Genomic DNA, 24,412 nt, shown 5'->3' on the forward strand with positions numbered 1-24,412 from the left:
ATCTCCATCTATTTGATATTTAAATCAAAAATGTCTCACTTTGGCAAGTAATATTACAAAATCAACAAAAAGAGTATTCTATCTTTTTCGTTCATCTATTGAACAACATTTATTCTAAAACATGAATAAAAAAACGCCTTAGAAAGGCGTTTTTCATTCCAAAAAAGAAAAAGCTCTTTACAAAGAGACCTTTTCCTCATTGGCGTCCTCTTCTATATGTTTATGATTTGCAGAATTTTTTGCATTAATATCCCGATCAACAAATTCTATAACAGCCATAGGTGCATTATCACCAGTACGAAAACCTGCTTTCATAATACGCAAATAACCACCTTTGCGTGACGCATAACGTGGTGCAAGTGTATCAAATAACTTGGCAACCTTTTTGGTATCACGAATAGCTGAAATTGCTTGCCGGCGCGCATGCAAATCTCCGCGTTTACCAAGTGTAACTAATTTCTCAACAATAGGACGAATTTCTTTAGCCTTCGGAAGCGTAGTCACGATCTGCTCACACTCGATTAATGAAGCTGCCATATTGGCAAACATTGCTTTACGGTGACTAGCAGTTCGGTTTAGCTTGCGACCTGATTTACCATGGCGCATGAGCTTTCTCCTTAAATTTAATTTTTAATACTGATCTTCATAACGTTTAGCAAGATCATCAATATTTTCAGGTGGCCATGCAGGAATCTCCATACCAAGATGGAGCCCCATACATGCAAGAACTTCTTTTATCTCGTTTAATGATTTTCTTCCAAAATTTGGTGTCCGAAGCATTTCAGCTTCCGTTTTTTGAATAAGATCACCAATATAAACAATATTATCATTCTTAAGACAATTTGCTGAACGAACTGACAGCTCCAACTCATCCACTTTCTTAAGAAGTGCAAGATTAAAGGAAAGCTCAGAAGCTGGTTCTTCAACAAGTTCTTTTTGCGGTTCTTCAAAATTGACAAATACCGCCAACTGGTCTTGAAGAATACGTGCTGCAAAAGCGACAGCATCTTCACCATTAACAGCACCGTTAGTTTCAATCGTTAATGTCAACTTATCATAATCAAGGACCTGCCCTTCACGTGTATTTTCCACTTTATAAGACACCTTACGAACAGGCGAATAAAGGCTATCAATTGGGATAAGACCTATAACCGCATCATCTACACAATTGCGATCAGACGGAACGTAGCCTTTCCCTGTATTCACAATAAATTCCATACGAATTTCCGCATCCTCATCTAGTGTGCAAATAACATGCTCGGGATTAAGGATTTCCATATCTCCAACAGTACGTATATCTCCAGCTCTAACAACACCGGGCCCCTCCTTACAAATGATAACATGCTTAGGCCCCTCCTCTTCCATGCGAATAGCAATTTCTTTGATATTTAAAATAATATCTGTAACATCTTCACGCACACCCGGAATTGACGAGAACTCATGCAACACACCATCAATTTGCACAGCAGTAACCGCAGCACCACGCAATGATGACAACAATACACGGCGAAGTGCATTTCCTAATGTTAAACCAAAACCACGCTCAAGTGGCTCCGCAACTACACTTACAACATTTGAATTACCATCTGCATGAAACTCAACCTTATTGGGTTTTATTAATTCCTGCCAGTTTTTCTGGATCATATTTTTATTCCTGTTCTTTAGTTCCGCTACCATTCAATCGCAACGGCCAGTGTGAACACCGGAGAAAGCTTCCGATTATGAAAAACAATACCTAATCAAACACGCCGCCTTTTTCGGGGACGACATCCATTATGAGGAATTGGCGTTACATCTCGAATGGAAGTAATTACAAAACCAACAGATTGCAACGCACGCAAAGCAGATTCACGACCTGACCCAGGACCACAAACTTCAACTTCCAATGAGCGCATACCATGTTCTTGCGCTTTTTTTGCACAATCTTCTGCTGCAACTTGTGCAGCAAAAGGTGTAGATTTACGAGAACCTTTAAATCCCTGAGCACCAGCAGACGACCATGCAATCACATTCCCTTGAGCATCAGTAATACTAATCATCGTATTATTAAATGTTGAATTGATATGCACAACACCTGATGAAATATTTTTACGCTCGCGGCGGCGAACACGTGTGGCTTCCTTGGCCATAACTTTCCTTTCAACGATCTCTCCCCTGCCGTAACACCAGCAGCTCCACCTTATTTACCTTTATTCAAAACTTCTCACAAAAAGAAGAATATTTAAAATAAAAGATACTATTATTTCTTCTTACCAGCAATTGCCTTAGCTGGACCTTTACGCGTACGCGCATTAGTATGTGTACGCTGCCCACGAACAGGTAGAGAACGACGATGGCGCAACCCCTTATAACAACCAAGATCCATTAAACGTTTAATATTCATCGCAACTTCACGACGAAGATCTCCTTCAACTTGATAACCTTGATCTATCGTTTCACGAATTTGTAACACTTCCGCATCCAAAAGTTCATGCACACGACGTTCCGAAGGAATGCCAACTTTCTCTACAATTTCTTGAGCAAATTTCCGTCCAATCCCGTGGATATACTGAAGCGCAATAACTACACGCTTATTTGTTGGTATATTGACACCAGCAATACGAGCCACACTTATTCTCCTTGATTACGTTAACAATGAACCATAAAATACTTGAAGCACTTTATAGAAACAAAGAAATGATCTCGGCTCCAACATACCCAAAATCCCATTATCTTACTGAAATAAAGCAGCTTTTGATAGATTTTACTATAAAAGTCAACTCTTTTCATTTACTTTAAAAAATTTTCTTATTCAAGGAATTCTTTAATTGCACGTGATACATCAGTAACACACACCATTCCATCAACCTTTTTTAACAAACCTGTTTTCAAGTAAAATTCTGATAAAGGAGCCGTTTTTTCACGATATTCAACTAATCGTTTTGCAAAAGAATCAAAATTATCATCTGAACGAACCTGTCCACCAACAGCAATCGTTTCCTCAACACGTTTCTTCATGCGCTCAATCAAAGCCTTTTCATCAACAATAAATTGAATAACGGCATTAAGCTGTATATTTTTTGATTGTAAAATCTGTTGTAATGCTTCTGCTTGTCCTACAGTGCGCGGATATCCATCCAATATAAAACCGTTTACACAATCATTCTCCTCAATACGATCTGATACAATTTGATTAACAATATCATCAGATACCAAAGCACCATTTTCTATAATGGCTTTATTTTTTTACCAATTTCTTTTTCCGTTATAACGGCTTCACGCAACATATCACCTGTTGATAATTGAGGAATGTTATAATGCTCACCTAATATTTTAGCTTGAGTACCCTTACCAGCTCCAGGAGGTCCTAAAAAAATAACTCTCATCGATTCCTTTTGCCTCCACGGAGTTTCGACTTTTTAATCAACCCTTCATATTGGTGCGCAACAAGATGCCCCTGAATTTGAGCAACCGTATCAAGCGTAACAGTAACAACAATGAGCAAGGACGTACCCCCAAGATAAAAAGGAACATGCAGTGTCGATATCATAAACTCCGGCAGTAAACAAACTAGGATAATATAAACCGCACCGACAACAGTAATACGCGTCAAAACATAATCAATATATTCAGCTGTACGCTCACCAGGGCGAATTCCGGGAATAAAACCCGAATGCTTTTTTAATTGATCCGCTGTATCACTAGGATTAAATACAATAGCTGTATAGAAAAAACAAAAAAACGCCATCAAAGCTGCATAAATTATCATATAAAGTGGTTGTCCATGACCAAGAGAAAAAGAAACAGTCTGAATCCACTGTGGCATTTTATCAGAAAAATTATTAATAGTTGCAGGCAACAATAACAAAGATGAAGCAAAAATTGGAGGGATAATCCCAGCAGTATTCAACTTTAAAGGAAGGTGCGATACATCACTCTGAAACATCTGATTACCGACTTGACGTTTTGGATATTGAATAAGAATTCGGCGTTGTGCACGTTCTATAAAAACAATGAATCCAACAACAAAAACAATAATAAAAACAATTCCTATTAATAAAAAAGTTGATAAATCAGCGTGACTATGCGCAGTCAAAAGTTGAGCAAAAGTGGAAGGGAAATTAGCTACAATACCTGTAAAAATAATGAGAGAAACCCCATTACCAATACCACGTGATGTAATCTGCTCACCAAGCCACATCAAAAACATCGTTCCACCAACCAACGTAATGACAGCAGAAACACGAAACATCACACCAGGCTCCAAAACAATTTGAAGTCCTGTTCCTATACCAGTTTCAAGAGCAACAGCAACACCAAAAGCCTGCAGAATAGCCAATATTACTGTTACATAGCGAGTATATTGATTAATAATTTTACGGCCTAATTCACCTTCTTTTTTAAGAGATTCCAATGAAGGAATAATTGAAGTTAGCAACTGTACAATGATTGATGCTGATATATAAGGCATAATTCCTAGTGCAAAAATCGCCATACGCCCAACAGCACCTCCAGCAAACATATTTACCAATCCCAGTACACCGGACGCATGCTGCTCAAACGTTTGCCGTAAAGCATCAATATTAATACCAGGCAAAGAAATATAAGTACCAAAACGATACACAAGAAGTGCAGCTAAAGTAAACCAGATACGTTTTTTTAATTCAGTCGCACGTGAAAAAGTGCTAAAATTTATATTGGAAGCAAGTTGTTCTGCAGCTGATGCCATAAAATCTCTCCAGTTTATACTCCAACTCGTTGCTTACACAACAATAACCCTAACATTCATATGCCAATAAAAATAAATACAAAACTTAAATAGCCTTTCATAAATAATGGCCTAGAATGAGTCACATATACTCCTTTCCAGGCCAGCCATTATTTACCAAAAAATGAACTTACTGGACAGATTCAAGAAAATTAATCTGACCACCAATTTTTTGAATCTTTACACAAGCAATCTTAGAAGCACCAGAAACATTAAACACAATCTTAGCTTTTAACTCACCATCAGAAAGAAGACGAACACCATCTTTTACACGACGAACAACACCGGCTTCTTTTAACACAAAAACATCAACTGGTTTTTCAATACTTAACTTTCCTGCATCAATTGCTCGTTGAATTCGACCTAATGAAACTTCATTATAAATTTTGGCAAAGGAATTTTTAAATCCACGCTTTGGCAAACGACGATAGATAGGCATCTGCCCACCCTCAAAACCATTAAGTGATACACCAGAACGTGACTTTTGTCCTTTAACACCACGACCACCCGTTTTACCACTACCCGAACCAATACCGCGTCCAATACGCTTACGATTCTTTGTTGCGCCTTCGCGATCACGCAGTTCGTTAAGTTTCATATTCTATACTCCTGCGACCTTCTATTCTAACCTTCATCCACAACCCGAACAAGATGCGAAACCTTAGCAATCATACCTCGCACACAAAGCGTATCCTCTAAAGTGCGACGACGACGCATCTTATTTAATCCAAGCCCCTTTAACGTTGCACGCTGAATTTGCGGCTTTCGAATTGGACTTCCAATTTGCTCCACCGTTACCGTCTTGCCAACCTGAGATTTTTTTTGAACCATTTTCAATTCCTTTTCTAACAAACCTCAGAAATTATTCTTCTGAACCAATCAAATGCTGGCGGCGCGATTGTAAAGTTGAATATTTAATACCACGTTGCGCTGCAATATCTTTAGGATGCACCTGACGCTTTAAAGCATCAAAAGTTGCACGTACCATATTATAAGGATTTGACGAACCTAATGATTTAGCAACAACATCTTGCACGCCAAGAGTTTCAAAAATAGCACGCATTGGCCCACCAGCAATAATACCGGTACCAGCAGAAGCTGAGCGCAACAACACACGACCAGCTCCATGACAGCCTTCAACATCATGATGTAATGTACGCCCAGATCGAAGCGGAACGTAAACCATTTCACGCCTTGCAGATTCTGTAGCCTTACGAATTGCTTCAGGCACTTCGCGCGCCTTACCATGACCAAAACCAACACGTCCTTTTTGGTCTCCAACAACAACAAGAGCAGCAAAACCAAAACGCCGTCCACCCTTCACAACTTTAGCAACACGATTAATGTGCACAAGTTTATCAACAAATTCACTACTATTTTCATTTCGACGCTCATCGCGATCATTACGCTCTTTTTGTGCCATTCCTCATTCCTTTTTCTTTTCCGGAAGCACCTTAACACGAATCCTCAATATTAAATTAAGGAATTCATACAAAACATCAAAATACCTTCTTAACAAGATCTCTAAACAAGATATTTTAAAAATTCAAACCGCCCTCACGAGCAGCTTCAGCTAAAACTTTCACTCGACCATGATAAACATATGCTCCACGATCAAAAACAACTTCATTAATGCCAACCTTTTTTGCACGTTCAGCAATTAATTTACCAACAGCAAAAGCAGCTGCTTTATCAGAACCGCTTTTTAAAGATTTTCTCAATTCTTCTTCAAGAGTACATGCAGAAGCAAGTGTATACCCACGTAAATCATCAATAATTTGTGCATAAATATTCTGATTTGAGCGGTAAACACTAAGTCTCGGACGACCATTAGCGACAGCTCTAATTTGACGACGAACACGCTGCGCACGGCGCTGAATAACCTTTTTAGATGAAACCATAACGCAAAACCCTTACTTCTTTTTACCTTCTTTACGAACGATACGTTCATCTACATATTTAATACCTTTACCTTTATAAGGCTCGGGTCCACGATATTCACGAATTTCTGCCGCAACTTGCCCAACTTGCTGTTTATCAATTCCAGAAACAACAATCTCTGTCGGCTTAGGAACTGTCACAGTAACACCAGATGGTACTTTATAAATAACATCATGAGAAAAACCTAATGATAATTGAATATCTTTACCCTGTAAAGCAACACGATAACCAACGCCGTTAATCTCAAGTTTCTTTTCAAAACCATCTTTCACACCACAAAAAATATTTTCAATCATTGAACGCGACATACCCCATTTAGAGCGTGCATCTTTTGATTGATCACGCGGTAAAACCGACACAACATTTTCCTCAAGCTTAACTAAAACTTCATCATTAACGATGTAGCTCAATTCACCTTTTGGACCTTTCGCCTTAATCAACTGACCTTCAACAGTAGCAGTAACTCCAAGAGGAACTGGAATAGGCCTTTTTCCAATACGAGACATTGTTTTAACCTGTTTTACTTTCGTTTGCTTACAATCTAATCAGAAAACACGACAGAGAATTTCTCCACCGACATTTTGTTCACGCGCTTCATGATCTGCCATGACCCCTTTAGGAGTCGACAAAATTGAAATACCAAGACCATTTGCTACCTGAGGAATAGACTTAGCAGAAACATACACACGACGACCAGGCTTTGAAACACGTGAAATCTCACGAATAACAGCTAAACCTTCAAAATACTTCAATTCAATTTCGATTTCGGACTTCCCTTTACCAAAATCAACCTGATTATATCCACGAATATAACCTTCAGATTGCAGAACATCAAGAACCCGCCTACGAAGCTTAGAAGCAGGCGTCACTACTTTACCTTTTTTACGACTAAGTGCATTACGAATACGCGTTAACATATCACCAAGAGGATCTGACATAGACATCTTACTATCTCCTCTTACCAACTAGATTTAACAATGCCGGGAATATGACCTAGAGAACCAAGTTCACGTAGTGCAATTCGCGACATTTTTAATTTACGATAATAAGCCCTTGGACGCCCTGAAACTTCACAACGATTACGAATACGAACCTTTGTAGAATTACGTGGCAGCTCCGCCAACCGAATAGAAGCTTTAAAACGCTCTTCAAGCGAAACCTTCTGATCCATCACAATTGCTTTCAAACGTGCACGACGTGCAGCATAACGCTTTGCCATCACGACACGATGCTTATTTTTCTCGACGGCACTTACTTTAGCCATAATATCACCTCACTACGTTTGCCGTTACAAGCGAAATGGAAAATTAAAAGCACGCAATAATTCACGCGCTTCCTCATCCGTTTTCGCTGTCGTACAAACGATAATATCCATGCCCCAAATCTGATCAACTTTATCATAATTAACTTCTGGAAACACAATATGCTCTTTAATACCCATAGCAAAATTACCATGACCATCAAAGCTTTTTGGATTTAAACCACGAAAATCACGTACCCGTGGAAGGGCAATCGTAATAAGACGATCCAAAAACTCAAACATACGATCTTTACGCAATGTAACTTTAGCTCCAAGCGGCATTTTTTCACGAACCTTAAAGCTCGCGATAGAATTACGCGCGTAGGTAACTACAGCTCTTTGACCTGTTATCAATGTCAGATCTTCAGCCGCAATAGATGGTTTTTTGGAATCAGTAGTCGCCTCACCAATCCCCATATTAATCACAATTTTATCAACACGCGGAATTTGCATTTCGTTTTTATAACTAAACTTCTCTTGAAGCATTTTACGAACAACTTCAAGATAATGCGTCTTCATGCGCGGTTTCTGTTTTTCTTTAGCCATTAATCAGTTCTCCCGACCGTTTGGCAACACGAACTTTATTACCATCTGCATTTATACGAAAGCCTATACGTGTAGGTTTACCATCTTTAGGATCAACAATTGCCAAATTAGACAAATGAATAGGCGCCTCCTTAGAAATAATTCCAGCTTCTTGCGTTTGTGTCTGACGCTGATGACGTTTAACTATATTAACTCCAAGAACAAGAGCGCTGCTATTTTTGGGATTCACCTTAATAACTTCACCACTACGCCCTTTATCTTTTCCGGATAAAACGATAACTTTATCACCTTTTCGAATTTTTTGCACGATATCTACTCCTTACAACACCTCAGGAGCGAGCGAAATGATCTTCATATGGTTCTTACCACGAAGTTCGCGAGGAACAGGCCCAAAAATGCGTGTACCAATCGGCTCTTTTTTATTATCCACCAAAACAGCAGCATTTCTATCAAAACGAATTACACTACCATCCGCGCGACGAATATCTTTAGCAGTACGAACTACCACAGCTTTCATCACATCACCTTTTTTAACACGGCCACGAGGAATAACATCCTTAACCGAAACAACAACAATGTCACCGACCGAAGCATACTTCCGCTTCGAACCGCCCAGCACCTTGATGCACATGACACGACGAGCACCAGAATTATCAGCAACGTCGAGGTTTGTTTGCATCTGAATCATGACTGGCCACCACCTTTTCTTATTTAAATCCGACAATGCCTTTCACACATCCGGATTTGCCTGTCAAACAACAATGAAGCTACTTATCAAAATTTACTAATGGAAAAAACCAATGTTAAATTTTAAAATAATTAGCCTGATTAATTACATTACACTGTCTACAATAACAATCCAACGTTTATCTTTCGAAATCGGTTTAGATTCTTGAATAGAAATCCGATCTCCGATTTTGAATTGATTGTTCTCGTCATGCGCCTTGTATTTCTTAGACTGTCGAACCGTCTTTTGGAGAAGCGGATGAGAATAACGACGCTCCACTTTGACAACTACAGTTTTATCACTCTTGTCGCTAACGACAACGCCTTGCAAAATGCGTTTAGGCATCTCTTATTTCCTTAAACCTTGTTTCCATCCATCTTCTGACGAAGAAAAGTTTTAATACGCGCAATGTTACGACGAACCTGTTTAACACGTGCAGTTTTTTCTAATTGACCTGTCGCTTTTTGAAACCGCAGATTAAACTGTTCTTTCTTTAACTTAGTCAACTCATCTTTCATTTGGTCGAGCGTTTGTGCCCGTAATTCCTCAGCTTTCATCGCTTAACCTCTTTATTCGGCAATTCGTTGAACAAAACGAGTCTTAACAGGCAACTTTGCAGCGCCCAATCTAAGCGCTTCACGTGCCACATCCTCAGGAATCCCATCAAGCTCAAACATAACGCGCCCAGGAGAAACACGCGCTGCCCAATAGTCAACGCTTCCCTTACCTTTACCCATACGAACCTCAGTCGGCTTAGATGTAACTGGAACATCTGGAAAAATCCGAATCCACACACGACCAGAACGCTTCATGTAACGTGTAATTGCACGACGCGCTGCTTCAATTTGGCGCGCAGTAATACGCTCTGGCTCAATAGCCTTCAAACCGTAAGCACCGAAATTTAAATCCGTACCACCTTTCGCAACACCGTGAATACGGCCTTTGAATTGCTTACGAAATTTTGTACGCTTTGGCTGCAACATTACTTTCTACTCCAAATTTCAATTCAACCACAAAAATTAAATATTTTCACGGCGGCGATTCGATACCCCCCCTGAATGATCACTCTCCATAGCACGACACTCCGAAGCCATTGGATTATGCTCAAGGATCTCGCCTTTAAAAACCCAAACTTTAACACCACAAATACCATACGCCGTCTTAGCCTCTGCTGTACCGTAATCCACATCAGCACGCAAAGTATGAAGCGGAACACGACCTTCACGATACCATTCCATACGAGCAATCTCAGCCCCACCAAGACGACCAGAACAATTAATTCGAATACCTTCTGCTCCAAGGCGCATAGCGGATTGAACAGCACGCTTCATTGCACGCCGAAAAGCAACACGACGCTCAAGCTGCTGAGCAATTGATTGTGCAATGATTGTTGCATCAATTTCTGGCTTACGAATTTCAACAATATTTAGTGAAGTCTCAGCATTCGTCATTTCTGAAAGTTTACAACGAAGCTTTTCAATATCAGCACCCTTTTTACCAATAATAAGACCAGGGCGCGCTGAATAAATTATAATGCGACATTTTTTATGAGGACGTTCAATAACAACCTTAGAAATAGCCGCTTGCTTTAGCTCTTCAACCACATATAAACGAATTTTTAAATCTTCATGAAGGAGACGACCATATTCACCGCTATCAGCATACCAACGCGAATCCCAAGTTCGATTAACTCCAAGACGAAGCCCTATTGGATTGATCTTCTGCCCCATTACGCAGCCTCCTCTTTTTCGGCAATTTCACGAACAATAATAGTAAGATGCGAAAATGGACGCTCAATCCGACTAGAACGCCCACGACCACGCACATGAAAACGTTTCATTACTATAGACTTACCAACATGTGCTTCTAAAACAATCAACGAATCAATATCAAGATCATGATTATTTTCCGCATTTGCGATCGCTGATTCAAGAGTTTTTCTAACTGTCTGAGCAATACGTTTACGTGAAAATGTTAAATCAGCTAACGCCGTATTAACCCGCTTACCACGAATCATCTCAGCAACTAGATTCAGCTTTTGTGGACTAATACGAATCGTTCGAGCAACAGCCTTCGCTTCATTGTCCTTAAGTTGACGCGGAACTTTAGCTTTACCCATTACTACTTCCTTTTTGCCTTCTTATCCGCACCATGACCATAATAGGTTCGAGTAGGAGCGAACTCGCCAAATTTATGCCCAACCATTTCTTCAGAAACAGAAACAGGAATATGCTTATTGCCGTTATAAACACCAAAAGTCAAACCAACAAATTGCGGCAGAATGGTAGAACGACGACTCCACATTTTAATAACTTCATTACGCCCACTTGCACGTACCTTCTCTGCTTTTCCAAGAAGATAGCCGTCAACAAACGGACCTTTCCAAACTGAACGAACCACTTTAGACTACCTCTCTTATTTCTTACGTTGATGACGTGAACGCATAATAAATTTACTAGTAGTTTTATTGGAGCGTGTACGCTTACCTTTCGTAGGCTTACCCCAAGGAGACACAGGGTGACGACCACCCGACGTACGCCCCTCACCACCACCATGTGGATGATCAACTGGATTCATAGCTACACCACGAACATGTGGACGCTTTCCACGCCAACGCGACCGACCAGCTTTACCATCATTAATATTTCCGTGATCAGGATTTGAAACAGCGCCAACAGTTGCAAAACAACCACCAGGAACCAAACGCTGCTCCCCAGAATTAAGCCGAAGAATAGCCATCCCTTGATCTCGCCCAACTAGCTGTGCATAAGCCCCTGCAGAACGTGCAATCTGACCACCTTTACCAGGCTTCATTTCCACATTATGAACAATCGTACCTACTGGCATATTACAAAGAGACATTGCATTACCTGGTTTAATGTCAACATTTGAACCCGCAACAATAAAATCACCAACACCAAGACGCTGCGGCGCAAGAATATAACTTAATTGCCCATCTTCATAACGAATCAATGCGATAAAAGCAGTACGATTTGGATCATATTCCAAACGCTCAACCTTTGCAGACATATCGCGCTTAAGACGCTTAAAATCAATAAACCGATAGTTACGCTTATGTCCTCCGCCCTGAAAACGGGCTGTAACTTTACCATGATTATTGCGCCCCCCCTTTGACGACAATCCCCCAGTCAGCGTCTTTACAGATTTACCCTTATGAAGATCAGAACGCTCTACAATAACAAGCTGACGTTGCCCGGGCGTTGTTGGATTAAAATGCTTAAGTGCCATTATTCTTATCTCCGAGCCTTATTAAAGACCTGCCGAAAGGTCAATTGAGTAACCTTTAGCCAATGTCACAATCGCTTTCTTGACATCACTCTGCCGACCAACAAAACCTTTGAAACGCTTCACTTTACCCTTACGAATCGTCGTGTTAACCGCCTTAACCTTAACATTAAAAAGCGCTTCAACAGCTGCTTTAATTTCAGGTTTCATTGCTTTTGGTGCAACATTAAAAACGACTTGATTATATTCAGAAATCATAGTCGATTTCTCAGTAACAACCGGACTGATAATTACATCATAGTGGCGAAGATTCGTCATTTAAAGCGCTCCTCAAGAACCTCAACAGCTGCTTTTGATAAAACAAGCTTATTGCGACGCAAAATATCATAAACATTAATCCCCTGAACAGGCAAAACATCAACATTAGGAATATTAGATGCTGCACGAGAAAAATTCACATTTATTTCTTTTCCACCAATTAACAGAGCATTATTAAAACCAAGTTTAGAAAAATTCTTAACAAGTACCCTGGTTTTAGCATCCCGAACATTAAGCTCATCAACTACAATCAAATCATTTGTCTTTAGTTTTACTGACAAAGCAAGACACAACCCAAGTGCACGACTCTTTTTAGGAAGAGTATGTACGTGACTACGAGTCATTGGACCATGCGCTTTACCACCACCCCGAAACTGCGGCACGCGAGCAGATGAATGCCGAGCACGCCCAGTACCTTTTTGTTTAAACATTTTTGCCCCTGTCCGAGCTACATCAGAGCGTCCCTGTGACTGATGTGTTCCTTGTTGACGACGTGCAAGCTGCCAACGAACAACACGCTGAAGGATATCTTCACGCGGAGTGAGACCAAAAATATGTTCAGAAACTTGTAACTTACCAACTTCGTTGCCGTCAAGAGTTTTAATTATAAGATCCATTATTCAGCCCCTTCAGCTTTAGAGGCATCTACCACCGGAGCAGCTGATTCAGTCTTTTTCCCTACAGAGCGACGAATCCCAGCGGGCTTTGGCGCATTATCAGGAAGACGCCTCTTTACAGCATCACGCACTAAAATCCAAGCTCCTTTAGAACCAGAAACAGCACCACGTACCAAAATCAAACCACGATCAACATCAGTAGAAACAACTTCGATATTTTGCGTCGTCACACGTACCTGCCCCATATGACCAGCCATTTTTTTACCTTTAAATACTTTACCCGGGTCTTGACATTGTCCTGTTGAACCATGAGCACGATGTGTAATTGAATTACCATGTGAAGCACGATGCCCACCAAAGTTATGCCGCTTCATAACACCGGCAAAACCTTTACCGATACTTGTACCCGTCACATCAACTCTTTGTCCTGGAATAAAATGTTCCACTGTAATTTCAGTACCTACATCAAGTAAATTATCGGGACTAACACGAAATTCTGCCACCTTAGCTTTTGGTTCAACCACAGCCTTAGCAAAATGTCCACGGAGAGCCCGCGAAATATTTTTAACTTTCGCAAACCCCACACCTAATTGAACAGCAGTATAACCGTTCTTCTCAACTGTACGCTGAGCAATAACCTGACAATTCTCCAAACGAAGTACTGTCACTGGCACATGTTCACCGGCCTCATTGTATACACGGGTCATACCCAGTTTTTGTGCTATTACACCTGAACGCATCGGGTTTGTTCCTTCTGTCTTCAAACCTCAGAGCTTAATTTCTACATCCACACCAGCAGAAAGGTCAAGCTTCATAAGAGCATCCACCGTTTGCGGTGTGGGATTAACAATATCAAGAAGACGCTTATGTGTGCGCATTTCAAATTGCTCACGACTTTTCTTATCAATGTGCGGCCCACGATTGACCGTAAACTTCTCAATTCGCGTCGGAAGCGGAATAGGACCACGGACATTAGCGCCAGTACGCTTGGCGGTCGACACAATCTCACGTGTCGACGCATCAAGAATCCGGTGATCAAACGCTTTTAAGCGAATACGGATATTCTGACCATTCATATTCTTATTTTCCTGTCATACGGAGCAACTCTAACACTAAAGACACTTCTCTAACAATTATTAATATTATTCAATAATCTTAGAAACGATACCAGCTCCGACAGTACGCCCTCCTTCACGGATAGCGAAACGAAGCTTCTCTTCCATTGCAATTGGAACAATCAAAGAAACATCCATTGCAACATTATCACCTGGCATAACCATTTCCGTACCTTCTGGAAGTGTAACAATTCCTGTCACATCCGTCGTGCGGAAATAAAACTGTGGACGATAATTTGTAAAAAACGGTGTATGACGACCACCCTCATCTTTCGTCAAAATATAAGCCTCAGCTTTAAACTTGGTATGTGGTGTAACAGAACCAGGCTTCGCCAAAACTTGTCCACGTTCAATCCCCTCACGATCAATACCACGAAGCAATGCACCTATATTATCACCTGCCTGACCTTGATCTAAAAGCTTACGGAACATTTCAACACCCGTAACCGTCGTCTTAGAAGTCGGACGAATACCTATAATCTCGATTTCTTCACCAACTTTAATAATTCCACGCTCAACACGACCCGTTACAACCGTTCCACGCCCAGATATTGAAAAAACATCCTCTATAGGCATCAAAAACGGCTGATCAATTGGACGCTCAGGCGTTGGAATATAATTATCAACTTCGCTCATCAAACGACGAACTGCATCCTCACCTATACTTTTATCTGAATCCTCAAGAGCCGCTAACGCAGAACCTTTAACTATCGGTATATCATCACCAGGGAAGTCATATTTCGAAAGAAGTTCCCGAACTTCAAGCTCAACAAGCTCTAAAAGCTCAGCATCATCAACCTGATCAACCTTATTTAGAAAAACCACAATCGCAGGAACACCAACCTGACGTGCTAGCAAAATATGCTCACGTGTCTGAGGCATCGGTCCATCAGCTGCTGAAACAACCAAAATCGCTCCATCCATCTGTGCTGCACCTGTGATCATGTTCTTCACATAATCCGCGTGACCTGGACAATCAACATGCGCATAGTGACGTTGTTCTGTTTCGTACTCAACATGCGCTGTTGAAATGGTAATTCCACGGGCACGCTCCTCAGGCGCCGCATCAATTTGGTCATACGCTTTAAATTCACCAAAATATTTCGTAATCGCCGCTGTCAAGGACGTCTTCCCATGGTCAACGTGACCTATCGTTCCTATATTAACATGCGGCTTCGTACGTTCAAATTTGCTCTTTGCCATGTGAGCTCTCCATTTTCTGTCCAAATCAAGGACTAAGTTAAAGTTAATACGCAATCAGAAGATCACGCGTATTTTTTCTGAATCTCCTGCGCCACAGCTAAAGGAACAGGCTCATAATGATTAAATTGCATTGTATATTGAGCACGCCCCTGACTCATTGAACGAAGCGTGTTTACATAACCAAACATATTCGCCAAAGGAACCATTGCATTTACTACCGTTGCAATACCACGCACTTCAGTACCTGAAATTTGACCTCGACGAGAATTTAAATCACCAATTACATCTCCCATATAATCCTCTGGAGTCACAACCTCCACCTTCATGATTGGTTCAAGAAGTTGTGCACCTGCCTTTTGTGCCCCCTCTCGAAATGCTGCGCGCGCGGCAATTTCAAAAGCCAAAACAGAAGAATCAACATCATGATAACCACCATCAATTAGAATAGCCTTCACACCAAGCATGGGAAAACCTGCAAGAGGCCCTGACCCCATAACACTTTCAATACCCTTCTGAACACCTGGAATATATTCCTTAGGAACAGCACCCCCAACAATTTTTGATTCAAACACAAAATCATCACCGTCATGAGGCTCAAAAATAATCTTCACACGCGCAAATTGCCCAGCACCACCAGACTGCTTTTTGTGAGTATAGTCAATCTCTGCAACTTTCGTAATTGTTTCACGATAAGCAACCTGTGGCTGACCTACATTAGCCTCAACCTTAAATTCACGCCGCATACGATCAACAATAATATCAAGATGCAACTCTCCCATCCCAGCTATAATTGTTTGGCCAGATTCTTCATCCGATTTAACACGAAATGAAGGATCTTCCGCAGCTAAACGATTAAGTGCAATACCCATTTTCTCTTGATCCGCTTTCGTTTTCGGCTCAATCGCAATCTCAATAACAGGTTCAGGAAATTCCATCCTCTCCAGAATAACAGGCTTCAAAGGATCACAAAGAGTATCGCCTGTTGTCGTCTCCTTAAGACCTGCAAGAGCAACAATATCACCAGCAAACGCTTCCTCAATATCTTCACGAGAATTTGAGTGCATCTGAAGCATACGCCCTAAACGTTCCTTTTTTCCCTTAACTGTATTCTCAAGAGAAATCCCCCTCTGAATCTTACCAGAATAAATACGACAGAAAGTTAATGATCCAACAAACGGATCATTCATAATCTTAAAAGCAAGCATAGAAAGCGGAGCATCATCTGAAGATTCACGTGTTGTTTCAGCTTCAGTTTTAACATCAATACCATTAATAGCCGGAACATCAACCGGAGAAGGAAGATAAGAAACAATAGCATCTAATAGTGGTTGAATCCCTTTGTTTTTAAAGGCAGTACCACAAAGAACTGGATGAAACTGAACCTCTATTGTTCCCTTACGAATAAGAGTCATAAGCTGCTCATCAGTTGGCATAACACCATCCAAATAAGCCTCCATAGCAGCTTCATCAACCTCAACTGCCATTTCAACTAATTTTTCACGATATTCCTCTGCTTTTTCTTTCAACTCAACTGGAATTTCACTCACTGTAGCCGAAGCGCCAATAGAACCATCCCACCTCAACGCCTTCATTTCAACAAGATCAACAACACCTTCAAAATCATTTTCAGAACCAATTGGCAACTGGACAACAAGCGCCTTAGCACCCAACCGCGAACCAACCATTTCTACACTACGATAGAAGTCAGCCCCAATTTTGTCCATTTTATTCACAAAAACCATGCGTGGTACATGATATTTCTCAGCCTGTCGCCAAACTGTTTCCGTTTGAGGTTCCACACCAGCATTCGCATCTAATAAAGCTATCGCACCATCAAGAACACGTAAAGAACGCTCAACCTCAATTGTAAAATCAACGTGCCCAGGCGTATCAATAATATTAAAACGTCTACTCCGCCCATCACGCCCTTTCCAAAAAGTTGTTGTCGCAGCAGATGTAATTGTAATACCACGCTCTTGCTCTTGCTCCATCCAATCCATTGTAGAAGCGCCATCATGAGTTTCACCAATTTTATGGTTTTTACCAGTATAGAACAAAATACGCTCAGTCATCGTGGTCTTACCCGCATCAATATGCGCCATAATACCAAAATTACGATAGTCTTCGATTTTATATTCGCGAGCCATTCTATTTGCCTTAGATTTACAATATACCTACCAGCGATAATGAGAAAATGCACGGTTAGCCTCAGCCATACGGTGCACATCCTCACGCTTCTTTACTGCAGAACCACGATTATTAGCAGCATCCACCAACTCTCCAGAAAGACGATCAATCATTGTCGTCTCATTACGCCCACGCGCCGCCACAATTAACCAACGAATAGCAAGAGCCTGACGACGATCAGGACGAACATCTATCGGAACCTGATAAGTAGCACCACCAACACGGCGCGAACGAACTTCAATATGTGGAGCAACATTTTCTAATGCCTGATGAAACAAAGCCACAGGATCTGTTTTGACTTTACTCTCAACCGCATCAAGCGCACCATAAACAATGCGCTCAGCAACAGATTTTTTACCATCAAACATAATGGCATTCATAAACTTTGTAATGACCACATCACCAAACTTAGGATCTGGATTAATTTCACGTTTTTCTGCTCTATGACGACGGGACATTGGCTTTGTCTCTCAGTATTTATTTCGGGCGTTTCGCGCCATATTTTGAACGGCGCTGTTTACGATTTTTAACACCCTGTGTATCAAGTAAACCACGAATAATGTGATAACGAACTCCTGGCAAATCTTTTACACGACCACCACGAATCATCACAACAGAGTGCTCTTGAAGATTATGCCCTTCACCAGGAATATAACCGATAACCTCAAATCCATTTGTTAAACGAACTTTAGCAACTTTACGAAGAGCAGAATTAGGCTTCTTCGGTGTCGTTGTATAAACACGAGTACAAACGCCACGTTTTTGTGGGTTTGCCTGGAGGGCAGGAACCTTATTGCGCTTAACTGGCGCTACACGTGGTTTGCGAATCAACTGGTTTACGGTAGGCATACAACCTTCCTCTTTCAATCTACGTTATCTCACCCATTTGGGCTTTTTTTACTAATGCCTATCCCGATACAAATTGGAATAAAGACTTAAACTTACACATAAAGTCGGGCATGCTTACATAAACGGCTTACCCGACTAAAAGCAGAGGAGGCACTCGCCTCTTGCACTAGTATTGGCTTTTAAATTTTTAAAAACAAACTCTGTTTGAGATAAATCTCAGGGTAAAGCCCTAAAATATTAATCACTCTCACATTGGTCACGATGATTTTTAATAGCGAGAACATATACATTCGTCAAGTATTAAACAACAGAAAGTTTGCAAAAATAAAAATAAAGTAACATTACGACACTTTTTAAAATTTGATTTTTAAAGAGACTATTGTAAAGCAAATCACTGCTGTAATAATTCCATTCAACAAAAACAACTGTAACATATTAAGGAGTTTTTAACATACTATTCTGTAATCACTTGCTAATTGTATATATAATGTTTAATAGTTAATACTATGAAAATTGCAACATGGAACATCGCTGGAATAAAAGCACGCCATGACACACTATATAAATGGCTGCAGAAAAATCAGCCAGATATAGTTTGCTTACAAGAAATTAAATGTATTGATGCAAATTTTCCACGTAATGAAATTGAAACTTTAGGATATCATATAGAGACACATGGACAAAAAAATTTCAATGGTGTTGCAATTTTTTCTAAAAAAAGACCTGATGAACTTATCCGTCGATTACCAGGTGATGATAATGACGAGCAAGCACGTTATATTGAAGCGGTTTATTCAACAAATAAAGGGGTTGTCCGTGTTGCTTCCCTTTATCTCCCGAACGGTAACCCCATCAATAGCGAAAAATATCTTTATAAAATGAAATGGATGGAGAGATTGTATACGCATGCAAAATTATTACTTGCATATGAAGATCCCCTTGTTTTAGCTGGTGATTATAATGTCATCCCAACCCCATTGGATGCAAAAAAACCTGAAGAATGGAAAAATGATGCTTTATTTCTTCCACAAACACGACAAGCGTTCCAACGCATTATTTATTTAGGTTTTTATGATTCTATTCGTAATGTTACAGATGACTCTTCTTTTAGTTTTTGGGATTTTCAAGCGGGTGCATGGCAAAAAAACAATGGTATTCGTATTGATCATTTATTATTATCCCCAGAAGCTGCAGATCAACTTGTTTGTGCTTACAGTCAAACAGAAGCAAGAGGATATCAAAAACCGTCAGACCATGTTCCTGTGTGGATTGAGCTCAATTCTGATTTAAAAATTTGACCTTGTTATGAGGATAATTTAAAAAATGCCCACTTTGGAATAATAAACATGTTACATTGCGTGCAAAAAAATTCTAATATAATAATTAAGAACAAAAATTATAAAATAAATGGAGGAAATAATGAAAAAATTACTGTTGGCATTTAGTGCAACGATTGTTATTGGGCTAACAAATATGGTGCAAGCTCAAAATAACACACTGGAGAAAATTAAAGCAACAGGAGAAATTACTTTAGGTGTTCGCGAATCATCTATAGGTTTAGCCTATGCTATTGGTAATGGTAAATATACAGGTTTTCATACAGAAATGGCGGAATATATCATTGATGATATTTCAAAAAAAATTGGTCAATCAATTAAAATCCATTATCTTCCTATCACGTCACAAAATCGAATTCCTCTGTTACAAAACGGAACCTATGATTTCGAATGTGGTTCTACAACAAATGATTCTTCCCGCAATAAAGAGGCAACGTTTGCTTATACCACTTATGTTGAAGAAGTTCGAATTGCTGTGAAGAAAAGTTCTGGTATTAAATCTATTGAAGATTTAAATGGTAAAACAGTTGCAACTACCACCGGTACAACATCTGTTCAACTTATCCGTAAAAATAAACGAGCAAAAAACATTAACTTCAAAGTTGTAACAGGTAAGGATCACGGAGATAGCTTTTTGTTGTTAGAATCTGGTCGTGCTGACGCATTTGTGATGGATGCTTCAATTCTCTCTGGGCATATTTCTAAATCAAAAAACCCATCCGATTATATAATTCTTGATACCGTGCTTTCAATTGAACCTATTGCCTGTATGCTTCGATTAAATGACAAAAATCTCGAGCAAGAAATCAACAATAGTATTATGCGGCAAATTAAAGATGGTTCACTTGAAAAACTTTACAATAAATGGTTTATGGAACCAATTCCTCCTACAAATACTGTTGTCAATCTTCCCTTATCCCAATCAACAAAATCCGCTTGGGAAAATCCCAACAATAAACCTCGGGAACATTATATAGAAAACAACTTGTAGTATCTAAATAAAGAGCAACCACACTCTCCAAAAATCGAGTGTGGTTGTTTTTTTTAACTTTTCAATAAATTTAGCATGTGTAATGCAGCTGATTTATCCACCCTAAAGGGATGGACAACTTTAGGAAATGTTGACTAATGGACTTTTTTTTCCTTTGTATAGATGATCTTAATCAAACACCAGTGATTGGATGTCTTGGAACTCCTGGTATAGGTCATACCTACTTGGACACTCTGCTCGATGGTTTCAAAAATACCGCTATATTATCTGTCTCTTCATTAATATTAGCTGTATTTGTCGGTGTCATTATAGGAACGATACGCACTTTGCCCCACACTTCCATCATCAACCGCGTTCTTCGTGCTATTGGTTGCGTCTGGGTAGAAATTATGCGCAATATCCCTCTGCTTGTACAAGTATTTTTATGGTATTTTGTCGTCCCTAAAATTTATCCACCAGCAATAAATTTTTCACCTATTGCATTAATAACCTGTGCTTTAGGATTCTTCACATCTGCACGTGTCGCAGAGCAAGTTCGTTCAGGTATTGAATCTATTTCTTCTGGCCAGCGTTATGCAGCCATGGCAATGGGATTTACTACTGGTCAAAGTTATCGCTATATTATATTACCACGTGCTATTCGTACAATCATGCCACCATTAACTTCAGAAGCAATGGGGATTGTAAAAAATTCATCTATAGCATTTGCCGTTTCTATTAATGAACTAATGCAGTTCCAATATCAAACAATTGAAGAAGTAAGTCATGTTTATGAAAACTATTTGATTGTTACTATTCTTTATATTGCCATAGCTTTATTCATCTTTATTATGATGACAATCATTGAGAAAATGCTTAGAATTCCTAATTTTAAAACGGGGGGGCGTTGAATATGACAGATTTTATGAATTCTTATTTTTGGCCCTATTTTTCTTTTAATTTTTCAGATTTTGATTTTTCATTTTTTACTTTTGATATATTCCTCTCTTATATTCTGCCGGGTCTGCTTTTTAGTGTTTTTCTAACACTCTTTGCAACGATATTTGGGCTTATTTTTAGCATATTATTAGCAGTGATGCGGCTTTCTTCTATTAAACTTCTTTCTTCGCTTGCTGTAATTTATATAACTGCCATGCGCTCAATACCCCTTGTTATGGTTATTTTATGGTTTTTTGTGCTCTTACCTTTTCTAACGGGAACGTCAATCGGCGCGAACAAATCAGCATTAATTACTTTTACAGCATTTGAAGCGGCTTATTTTGCTGAAATCATGCGCGCTGGCCTTTCTTCAATACCACAAGGGCAAAAATATGCAGGACAAGCTCTCGGAATGACGTATTGGCAAAACATGTATATTGTACTTCTTCCCCAAGCTTTCAGAAACATGCTTCCTGTTTTTTTGACACAGGTTATTATTCTGTTTCAAGACACAACACTTGTCTACGCAATTAGTGGTAATAGCCTTTTAAACGGTTTTGATATTGTTTCTAACAATTTTGGCGTAAAACAAGAAGCTTATATTTTAGCGGCCATCTTCTATTTTGCTATCTGCTTTACATTGTCACAGATAGTTTTACACCTTCAGAAAAAAATATCCATCATTCGCTAATAAGGAAAAAAAATGTCTACTCATATGATCGAAATGAAAAACGTTTCCAATTGGTACGGCGAAGTTAATATTCTTAAAAATTGTACAACCAATATTAACAAAGGGGAGGTTGTGGTAGTTTGTGGGCCATCAGGTTCAGGGAAATCAACCTTCATTAAAACCATCAACGCTTTAGTACCTTTTCAAAAAGGCGAAATTTGGATTAATGGTGTACCAATACACTCAAAAAAAACAAATTTACCTAAATTGCGCAGCCATGTAGGAATGGTATTTCAACATTTTGAGCTTTTCCCACATTTATCTGTCACAGAAAATTTAACAATTGCACAAATTAAAGTTCTAAAGCGCAGTAAGAAAGAAGCACTTGAGCGTGGCTTATTATATCTTGAGCGTGTTGGACTTATTGAACATAAAAATAAATACCCCGGTCAACTTTCAGGAGGCCAACAGCAACGTGTTGCTATTGCACGAGCCTTGACTATGGATCCACTTGTTATGCTTTTTGATGAACCAACCTCTGCTTTGGATCCCGAAATGGTAGGTGAAGTGTTAGATGTCATGATCAATTTAGCAGAAGAAGGTATGACAATGATTTGCGTAACTCATGAAATGAATTTTGCGCAAAAAGTATCAAAGCGCGTAATTTTCATGGATCAAGGAACAATTCTTGAAGACTGCTCGTCAGAAGAATTCTTCTCTGATCCACAAGCTAGAACACCACGTGCACAAGAATTTTTATCAAAAATTCTTAATCATTAACTGTTACACTGTGTATGTAAAGTCATTTTATTGCGAATCTATACATAAACCGAAATTTATGTATAGATATTAGAGGTGTATTACCACAAATAAAATTGCTTAAGAATTACTCTTTTCAAGAATATCAATAGCTAACGACATTGCTTTACGCCGTTCAAATTCATCACAAATAGCAAAAGCTCGTTCTTGCATGGGACGAATCCAACTTTGATCTTTTGTGTTAGCCTTTTCATAAGCTGCAGTTAACATTGCTACACCACGAACCATTTCCCCTGCTTGAAACAACATATTTCCGAGCATAGCCTGAGCAGAAGAATTCCCTTTCTTAGTTGCAAGTTGAAACCATCGGGCTGCTTGTACAGAATTTTTTTCCCCACCTTCACCTTTTAAAAGCATTCTACCTAGATAATACTGAGCTTGAGGATTTCTATAATTCGTCGCAGCCTGCGTATAAAGATTAACTGCATAAGAAGGATTAGCTTTTACAGGCGAATCAGGAATACCTTTTCTAAGATAACCCGCAAGTTTAACCAATGCATCAGAAACATAACTTTCATTCTCCGAGCCAGGATCAGCACCTTTTTCAACGATACGTGCAAAAAAATTATATGCCTTATAATCATTTTCAGGCACACCATCGCCATTTGCATAAATATAACCAAGTTTCCAATTTGCACCAATGTGGCCCATATTAGCTGCACAATGTAAAGCTGAAATAGCTTGGTCTGTTTGTCCATTTTTATAAGCAGACATACCACGCTTAAAAAAAACAGATGAATGGTTAGTTACTTTCTGGGAAACATTTACATCCGTTGCATAAACAGTAGAAAGCATCCCTAAAGTAATAGCAATCATAGCTATCTTGAATATTTTAAAGTTATTTATCATTAAAAGTTATCCAATCTCATTACACCATTGAT

The 24,412-nt window shown here is 39.5% G+C and carries 36 protein-coding genes and 1 pseudogene; 5 read left to right on the forward strand and 32 right to left on the reverse strand.

Annotated features, from left to right (window positions below; genetic code table 11):
• Positions 1-177: 177 nt before the first annotated feature.
• The 31 genes and pseudogenes from rplQ to rpsL all read right to left on the reverse strand — a co-directional run bounded on the left by rplQ (position 178) and on the right by rpsL (position 18,796).
• Positions 178-606 carry a 50S ribosomal protein L17 gene (gene rplQ, locus BWD162_RS03900; RefSeq protein ID WP_078705519.1) on the reverse strand — a complete coding sequence of 143 codons (429 nt, stop codon included), beginning with the start codon at positions 604-606 and terminating at the stop codon, positions 178-180.
• A 24-nt stretch (positions 607-630) separates the two neighbouring features.
• Positions 631-1,644 carry a DNA-directed RNA polymerase subunit alpha gene (locus tag BWD162_RS03905; protein ID WP_078705520.1) on the reverse strand — a complete coding sequence of 338 codons (1,014 nt, stop codon included), beginning with the start codon at positions 1,642-1,644 and terminating at the stop codon, positions 631-633.
• A gap of 95 nt (positions 1,645-1,739) precedes the next feature.
• Complete coding sequence (gene rpsK, locus BWD162_RS03910) at positions 1,740-2,129, reverse strand: 30S ribosomal protein S11 (RefSeq protein WP_078705521.1); 390 nt, start codon at positions 2,127-2,129, stop codon at positions 1,740-1,742.
• A 110-nt stretch (positions 2,130-2,239) separates the two neighbouring features.
• Entirely contained in the window at positions 2,240-2,608 is a 369-nt protein-coding gene (gene rpsM / locus BWD162_RS03915; protein ID WP_078705522.1) for a 30S ribosomal protein S13, read from the reverse strand.
• A gap of 179 nt (positions 2,609-2,787) precedes the next feature.
• Positions 2,788-3,365, reverse strand: a pseudogene (locus tag BWD162_RS03920) (adenylate kinase).
• Positions 3,362-4,708: a preprotein translocase subunit SecY gene (gene secY, locus BWD162_RS03925; protein ID WP_078705523.1), complete on the reverse strand. Its 1,347-nt coding sequence runs from the start codon at positions 4,706-4,708 to the stop codon at positions 3,362-3,364. The pseudogene BWD162_RS03920 and the gene secY overlap by 4 nt, the downstream one beginning before the upstream one ends.
• A 169-nt stretch (positions 4,709-4,877) precedes the next feature.
• On the reverse strand, positions 4,878-5,345 hold the full coding sequence (gene rplO / locus BWD162_RS03930; RefSeq protein ID WP_078705524.1) for a 50S ribosomal protein L15: 468 nt from the start codon (positions 5,343-5,345) through the stop codon (positions 4,878-4,880).
• A gap of 26 nt (positions 5,346-5,371) precedes the next feature.
• Positions 5,372-5,578 (reverse strand): 50S ribosomal protein L30, encoded by a 207-nt coding sequence (gene rpmD, locus BWD162_RS03935; protein WP_078705525.1) that lies wholly within the window; start codon positions 5,576-5,578, stop codon positions 5,372-5,374.
• 31 nt (positions 5,579-5,609) lie between these two features.
• Positions 5,610-6,170: a 30S ribosomal protein S5 gene (gene rpsE, locus BWD162_RS03940; protein ID WP_078705526.1), complete on the reverse strand. Its 561-nt coding sequence runs from the start codon at positions 6,168-6,170 to the stop codon at positions 5,610-5,612.
• A 115-nt stretch (positions 6,171-6,285) separates the two neighbouring features.
• Positions 6,286-6,648, reverse strand: a complete 363-nt coding sequence (rplR, locus tag BWD162_RS03945; protein WP_078705527.1) for a 50S ribosomal protein L18 — start codon at positions 6,646-6,648, stop codon at positions 6,286-6,288.
• Between the two features lie 12 nt (positions 6,649-6,660).
• Positions 6,661-7,194, reverse strand: coding sequence for a 50S ribosomal protein L6 (gene rplF / locus BWD162_RS03950; protein ID WP_078705528.1), 534 nt, complete (start codon positions 7,192-7,194; stop codon positions 6,661-6,663).
• A 39-nt stretch (positions 7,195-7,233) separates the two neighbouring features.
• Complete coding sequence (gene rpsH, locus BWD162_RS03955; protein WP_078705529.1) at positions 7,234-7,632, reverse strand: 30S ribosomal protein S8; 399 nt, start codon at positions 7,630-7,632, stop codon at positions 7,234-7,236.
• A 14-nt stretch (positions 7,633-7,646) separates the two neighbouring features.
• Positions 7,647-7,952: a 30S ribosomal protein S14 gene (rpsN, locus tag BWD162_RS03960; RefSeq protein ID WP_078705530.1), complete on the reverse strand. Its 306-nt coding sequence runs from the start codon at positions 7,950-7,952 to the stop codon at positions 7,647-7,649.
• 24 nt (positions 7,953-7,976) lie between these two features.
• Positions 7,977-8,534 (reverse strand): 50S ribosomal protein L5, encoded by a 558-nt coding sequence (rplE, locus tag BWD162_RS03965; RefSeq protein ID WP_078705531.1) that lies wholly within the window; start codon positions 8,532-8,534, stop codon positions 7,977-7,979.
• A complete protein-coding gene (rplX, locus tag BWD162_RS03970; protein WP_078705532.1) occupies positions 8,527-8,841 on the reverse strand; it encodes a 50S ribosomal protein L24 in 315 nt (104 codons plus the stop codon). The genes rplE and rplX overlap by 8 nt, the downstream gene beginning before the upstream one ends.
• A 12-nt stretch (positions 8,842-8,853) precedes the next feature.
• Positions 8,854-9,222, reverse strand: a complete 369-nt coding sequence (gene rplN, locus BWD162_RS03975) for a 50S ribosomal protein L14 (RefSeq protein WP_010701323.1) — start codon at positions 9,220-9,222, stop codon at positions 8,854-8,856.
• Positions 9,223-9,366: 144 nt separating this feature from the next.
• Positions 9,367-9,606: a 30S ribosomal protein S17 gene (gene rpsQ / locus BWD162_RS03980; protein ID WP_078705533.1), complete on the reverse strand. Its 240-nt coding sequence runs from the start codon at positions 9,604-9,606 to the stop codon at positions 9,367-9,369.
• Positions 9,607-9,617: 11 nt separating this feature from the next.
• Complete coding sequence (gene rpmC, locus BWD162_RS03985; RefSeq protein ID WP_078705534.1) at positions 9,618-9,818, reverse strand: 50S ribosomal protein L29; 201 nt, start codon at positions 9,816-9,818, stop codon at positions 9,618-9,620.
• 12 nt (positions 9,819-9,830) lie between these two features.
• Positions 9,831-10,244 carry a 50S ribosomal protein L16 gene (gene rplP, locus BWD162_RS03990; protein WP_078705535.1) on the reverse strand — a complete coding sequence of 138 codons (414 nt, stop codon included), beginning with the start codon at positions 10,242-10,244 and terminating at the stop codon, positions 9,831-9,833.
• Positions 10,245-10,280: 36 nt separating this feature from the next.
• A complete protein-coding gene (rpsC, locus tag BWD162_RS03995) occupies positions 10,281-10,991 on the reverse strand; it encodes a 30S ribosomal protein S3 (RefSeq protein ID WP_078705536.1) in 711 nt (236 codons plus the stop codon).
• On the reverse strand, positions 10,991-11,380 hold the full coding sequence (rplV, locus tag BWD162_RS04000; RefSeq protein WP_078705537.1) for a 50S ribosomal protein L22: 390 nt from the start codon (positions 11,378-11,380) through the stop codon (positions 10,991-10,993). Before rplV ends, rpsC begins: the two co-directional genes overlap by 1 nt.
• 2 nt (positions 11,381-11,382) lie before the next feature.
• Positions 11,383-11,661, reverse strand: coding sequence for a 30S ribosomal protein S19 (gene rpsS / locus BWD162_RS04005; protein WP_007477069.1), 279 nt, complete (start codon positions 11,659-11,661; stop codon positions 11,383-11,385).
• 15 nt (positions 11,662-11,676) lie between these two features.
• Positions 11,677-12,510 carry a 50S ribosomal protein L2 gene (gene rplB, locus BWD162_RS04010; protein ID WP_078705538.1) on the reverse strand — a complete coding sequence of 278 codons (834 nt, stop codon included), beginning with the start codon at positions 12,508-12,510 and terminating at the stop codon, positions 11,677-11,679.
• A gap of 21 nt (positions 12,511-12,531) precedes the next feature.
• On the reverse strand, positions 12,532-12,825 hold the full coding sequence (locus BWD162_RS04015; protein ID WP_078705539.1) for a 50S ribosomal protein L23: 294 nt from the start codon (positions 12,823-12,825) through the stop codon (positions 12,532-12,534).
• Entirely contained in the window at positions 12,822-13,442 is a 621-nt protein-coding gene (rplD, locus tag BWD162_RS04020; protein ID WP_078705540.1) for a 50S ribosomal protein L4, read from the reverse strand. The genes BWD162_RS04015 and rplD overlap by 4 nt, the downstream gene beginning before the upstream one ends.
• On the reverse strand, positions 13,442-14,182 hold the full coding sequence (gene rplC, locus BWD162_RS04025) for a 50S ribosomal protein L3 (RefSeq protein WP_078705541.1): 741 nt from the start codon (positions 14,180-14,182) through the stop codon (positions 13,442-13,444). The genes rplD and rplC overlap by 1 nt, the downstream gene beginning before the upstream one ends.
• A 27-nt stretch (positions 14,183-14,209) precedes the next feature.
• Entirely contained in the window at positions 14,210-14,518 is a 309-nt protein-coding gene (gene rpsJ / locus BWD162_RS04030; protein ID WP_078705542.1) for a 30S ribosomal protein S10, read from the reverse strand.
• Between the two features lie 66 nt (positions 14,519-14,584).
• Entirely contained in the window at positions 14,585-15,760 is a 1,176-nt protein-coding gene (gene tuf / locus BWD162_RS04035) for an elongation factor Tu (protein WP_078705219.1), read from the reverse strand.
• Positions 15,761-15,822: 62 nt separating this feature from the next.
• Positions 15,823-17,907 (reverse strand): elongation factor G, encoded by a 2,085-nt coding sequence (gene fusA / locus BWD162_RS04040; protein ID WP_078705543.1) that lies wholly within the window; start codon positions 17,905-17,907, stop codon positions 15,823-15,825.
• Positions 17,908-17,934: 27 nt separating this feature from the next.
• A complete protein-coding gene (gene rpsG, locus BWD162_RS04045) occupies positions 17,935-18,405 on the reverse strand; it encodes a 30S ribosomal protein S7 (protein WP_010702581.1) in 471 nt (156 codons plus the stop codon).
• 19 nt (positions 18,406-18,424) lie between these two features.
• Complete coding sequence (gene rpsL, locus BWD162_RS04050) at positions 18,425-18,796, reverse strand: 30S ribosomal protein S12 (RefSeq protein ID WP_007477052.1); 372 nt, start codon at positions 18,794-18,796, stop codon at positions 18,425-18,427.
• Positions 18,797-19,302: 506 nt separating this feature from the next.
• Here rpsL and xth point away from each other — a divergent pair.
• The 5 genes from xth (at position 19,303) to BWD162_RS04075 (ending at position 23,492) form a co-directional block, all read left to right on the forward strand.
• Positions 19,303-20,094, forward strand: a complete 792-nt coding sequence (gene xth, locus BWD162_RS04055) for an exodeoxyribonuclease III (RefSeq protein WP_194284846.1) — start codon at positions 19,303-19,305, stop codon at positions 20,092-20,094.
• A gap of 121 nt (positions 20,095-20,215) precedes the next feature.
• Positions 20,216-21,124, forward strand: a complete 909-nt coding sequence (locus BWD162_RS04060) for a transporter substrate-binding domain-containing protein (protein ID WP_078705545.1) — start codon at positions 20,216-20,218, stop codon at positions 21,122-21,124.
• Between the two features lie 137 nt (positions 21,125-21,261).
• On the forward strand, positions 21,262-22,014 hold the full coding sequence (locus BWD162_RS04065; RefSeq protein ID WP_078705546.1) for an amino acid ABC transporter permease: 753 nt from the start codon (positions 21,262-21,264) through the stop codon (positions 22,012-22,014).
• Positions 22,015-22,016: 2 nt separating this feature from the next.
• Positions 22,017-22,733, forward strand: a complete 717-nt coding sequence (locus BWD162_RS04070) for an amino acid ABC transporter permease (RefSeq protein WP_078705547.1) — start codon at positions 22,017-22,019, stop codon at positions 22,731-22,733.
• Between the two features lie 12 nt (positions 22,734-22,745).
• Positions 22,746-23,492 carry an amino acid ABC transporter ATP-binding protein gene (locus tag BWD162_RS04075; RefSeq protein WP_078705548.1) on the forward strand — a complete coding sequence of 249 codons (747 nt, stop codon included), beginning with the start codon at positions 22,746-22,748 and terminating at the stop codon, positions 23,490-23,492.
• A gap of 99 nt (positions 23,493-23,591) precedes the next feature.
• Here BWD162_RS04075 and BWD162_RS04080 read toward each other — a convergent pair whose 3' ends face one another.
• Positions 23,592-24,380, reverse strand: a complete 789-nt coding sequence (locus BWD162_RS04080) for a tetratricopeptide repeat protein (protein ID WP_078705549.1) — start codon at positions 24,378-24,380, stop codon at positions 23,592-23,594.
• Positions 24,381-24,412 lie beyond the last annotated feature (32 nt).

The sequence above is a fragment of the Bartonella sp. WD16.2 genome (assembly GCF_002022505.1).
Taxonomy (GTDB): Bacteria; Pseudomonadota; Alphaproteobacteria; order Rhizobiales; family Rhizobiaceae; genus Bartonella.

Bases quoted from the DNA above. Each gene is read 5' to 3' on its own strand.
- BWD162_RS04075 (WP_078705548.1), top strand. From the start codon at position 22,746: ATGTCTACTCATATGATCGAAATGAAAAACGTTTCCAATTGGTACGGC.
- rpsC (WP_078705536.1), bottom strand. From the start codon at position 10,991: ATGGGGCAGAAGATCAATCCAATAGGGCTTCGTCTTGGAGTTAATCGA.
- rpsG (WP_010702581.1), bottom strand. From the start codon at position 18,405: ATGTCCCGTCGTCATAGAGCAGAAAAACGTGAAATTAATCCAGATCCT.
- BWD162_RS04060 (WP_078705545.1), top strand. From the start codon at position 20,216: ATGAAAAAATTACTGTTGGCATTTAGTGCAACGATTGTTATTGGGCTA.
- rplN (WP_010701323.1), bottom strand. From the start codon at position 9,222: ATGATTCAGATGCAAACAAACCTCGACGTTGCTGATAATTCTGGTGCT.
- rplQ (WP_078705519.1), bottom strand. From the start codon at position 606: ATGCGCCATGGTAAATCAGGTCGCAAGCTAAACCGAACTGCTAGTCAC.
- rpsN (WP_078705530.1), bottom strand. From the start codon at position 7,952: ATGGCTAAAGTAAGTGCCGTCGAGAAAAATAAGCATCGTGTCGTGATG.
- BWD162_RS04070 (WP_078705547.1), top strand. From the start codon at position 22,017: ATGACAGATTTTATGAATTCTTATTTTTGGCCCTATTTTTCTTTTAAT.
- rpsH (WP_078705529.1), bottom strand. From the start codon at position 7,632: ATGTCTATGTCAGATCCTCTTGGTGATATGTTAACGCGTATTCGTAAT.
- rplC (WP_078705541.1), bottom strand. From the start codon at position 14,182: ATGCGTTCAGGTGTAATAGCACAAAAACTGGGTATGACCCGTGTATAC.
- rpsE (WP_078705526.1), bottom strand. From the start codon at position 6,170: ATGGCACAAAAAGAGCGTAATGATCGCGATGAGCGTCGAAATGAAAAT.
- secY (WP_078705523.1), bottom strand. From the start codon at position 4,708: ATGGCATCAGCTGCAGAACAACTTGCTTCCAATATAAATTTTAGCACT.
- rplV (WP_078705537.1), bottom strand. From the start codon at position 11,380: ATGGGTAAAGCTAAAGTTCCGCGTCAACTTAAGGACAATGAAGCGAAG.
- rplR (WP_078705527.1), bottom strand. From the start codon at position 6,648: ATGGTTTCATCTAAAAAGGTTATTCAGCGCCGTGCGCAGCGTGTTCGT.
- rpsL (WP_007477052.1), bottom strand. From the start codon at position 18,796: ATGCCTACCGTAAACCAGTTGATTCGCAAACCACGTGTAGCGCCAGTT.
- rplF (WP_078705528.1), bottom strand. From the start codon at position 7,194: ATGTCTCGTATTGGAAAAAGGCCTATTCCAGTTCCTCTTGGAGTTACT.
- xth (WP_194284846.1), top strand. From the start codon at position 19,303: ATGAAAATTGCAACATGGAACATCGCTGGAATAAAAGCACGCCATGAC.
- fusA (WP_078705543.1), bottom strand. From the start codon at position 17,907: ATGGCTCGCGAATATAAAATCGAAGACTATCGTAATTTTGGTATTATG.
- rplD (WP_078705540.1), bottom strand. From the start codon at position 13,442: ATGGATCTTATAATTAAAACTCTTGACGGCAACGAAGTTGGTAAGTTA.
- rpsQ (WP_078705533.1), bottom strand. From the start codon at position 9,606: ATGCCTAAACGCATTTTGCAAGGCGTTGTCGTTAGCGACAAGAGTGAT.
- BWD162_RS03905 (WP_078705520.1), bottom strand. From the start codon at position 1,644: ATGATCCAGAAAAACTGGCAGGAATTAATAAAACCCAATAAGGTTGAG.
- rplP (WP_078705535.1), bottom strand. From the start codon at position 10,244: ATGTTGCAGCCAAAGCGTACAAAATTTCGTAAGCAATTCAAAGGCCGT.
- rpmC (WP_078705534.1), bottom strand. From the start codon at position 9,818: ATGAAAGCTGAGGAATTACGGGCACAAACGCTCGACCAAATGAAAGAT.
- tuf (WP_078705219.1), bottom strand. From the start codon at position 15,760: ATGGCAAAGAGCAAATTTGAACGTACGAAGCCGCATGTTAATATAGGA.
- rplE (WP_078705531.1), bottom strand. From the start codon at position 8,534: ATGGCTAAAGAAAAACAGAAACCGCGCATGAAGACGCATTATCTTGAA.
- rpsK (WP_078705521.1), bottom strand. From the start codon at position 2,129: ATGGCCAAGGAAGCCACACGTGTTCGCCGCCGCGAGCGTAAAAATATT.
- rplB (WP_078705538.1), bottom strand. From the start codon at position 12,510: ATGGCACTTAAGCATTTTAATCCAACAACGCCCGGGCAACGTCAGCTT.
- rpmD (WP_078705525.1), bottom strand. From the start codon at position 5,578: ATGGTTCAAAAAAAATCTCAGGTTGGCAAGACGGTAACGGTGGAGCAA.
- BWD162_RS04015 (WP_078705539.1), bottom strand. From the start codon at position 12,825: ATGACGAATCTTCGCCACTATGATGTAATTATCAGTCCGGTTGTTACT.
- BWD162_RS04080 (WP_078705549.1), bottom strand. From the start codon at position 24,380: ATGATAAATAACTTTAAAATATTCAAGATAGCTATGATTGCTATTACT.
- rpsJ (WP_078705542.1), bottom strand. From the start codon at position 14,518: ATGAATGGTCAGAATATCCGTATTCGCTTAAAAGCGTTTGATCACCGG.
- rplO (WP_078705524.1), bottom strand. From the start codon at position 5,345: ATGAAACTTAACGAACTGCGTGATCGCGAAGGCGCAACAAAGAATCGT.
- BWD162_RS04065 (WP_078705546.1), top strand. From the start codon at position 21,262: ATGGACTTTTTTTTCCTTTGTATAGATGATCTTAATCAAACACCAGTG.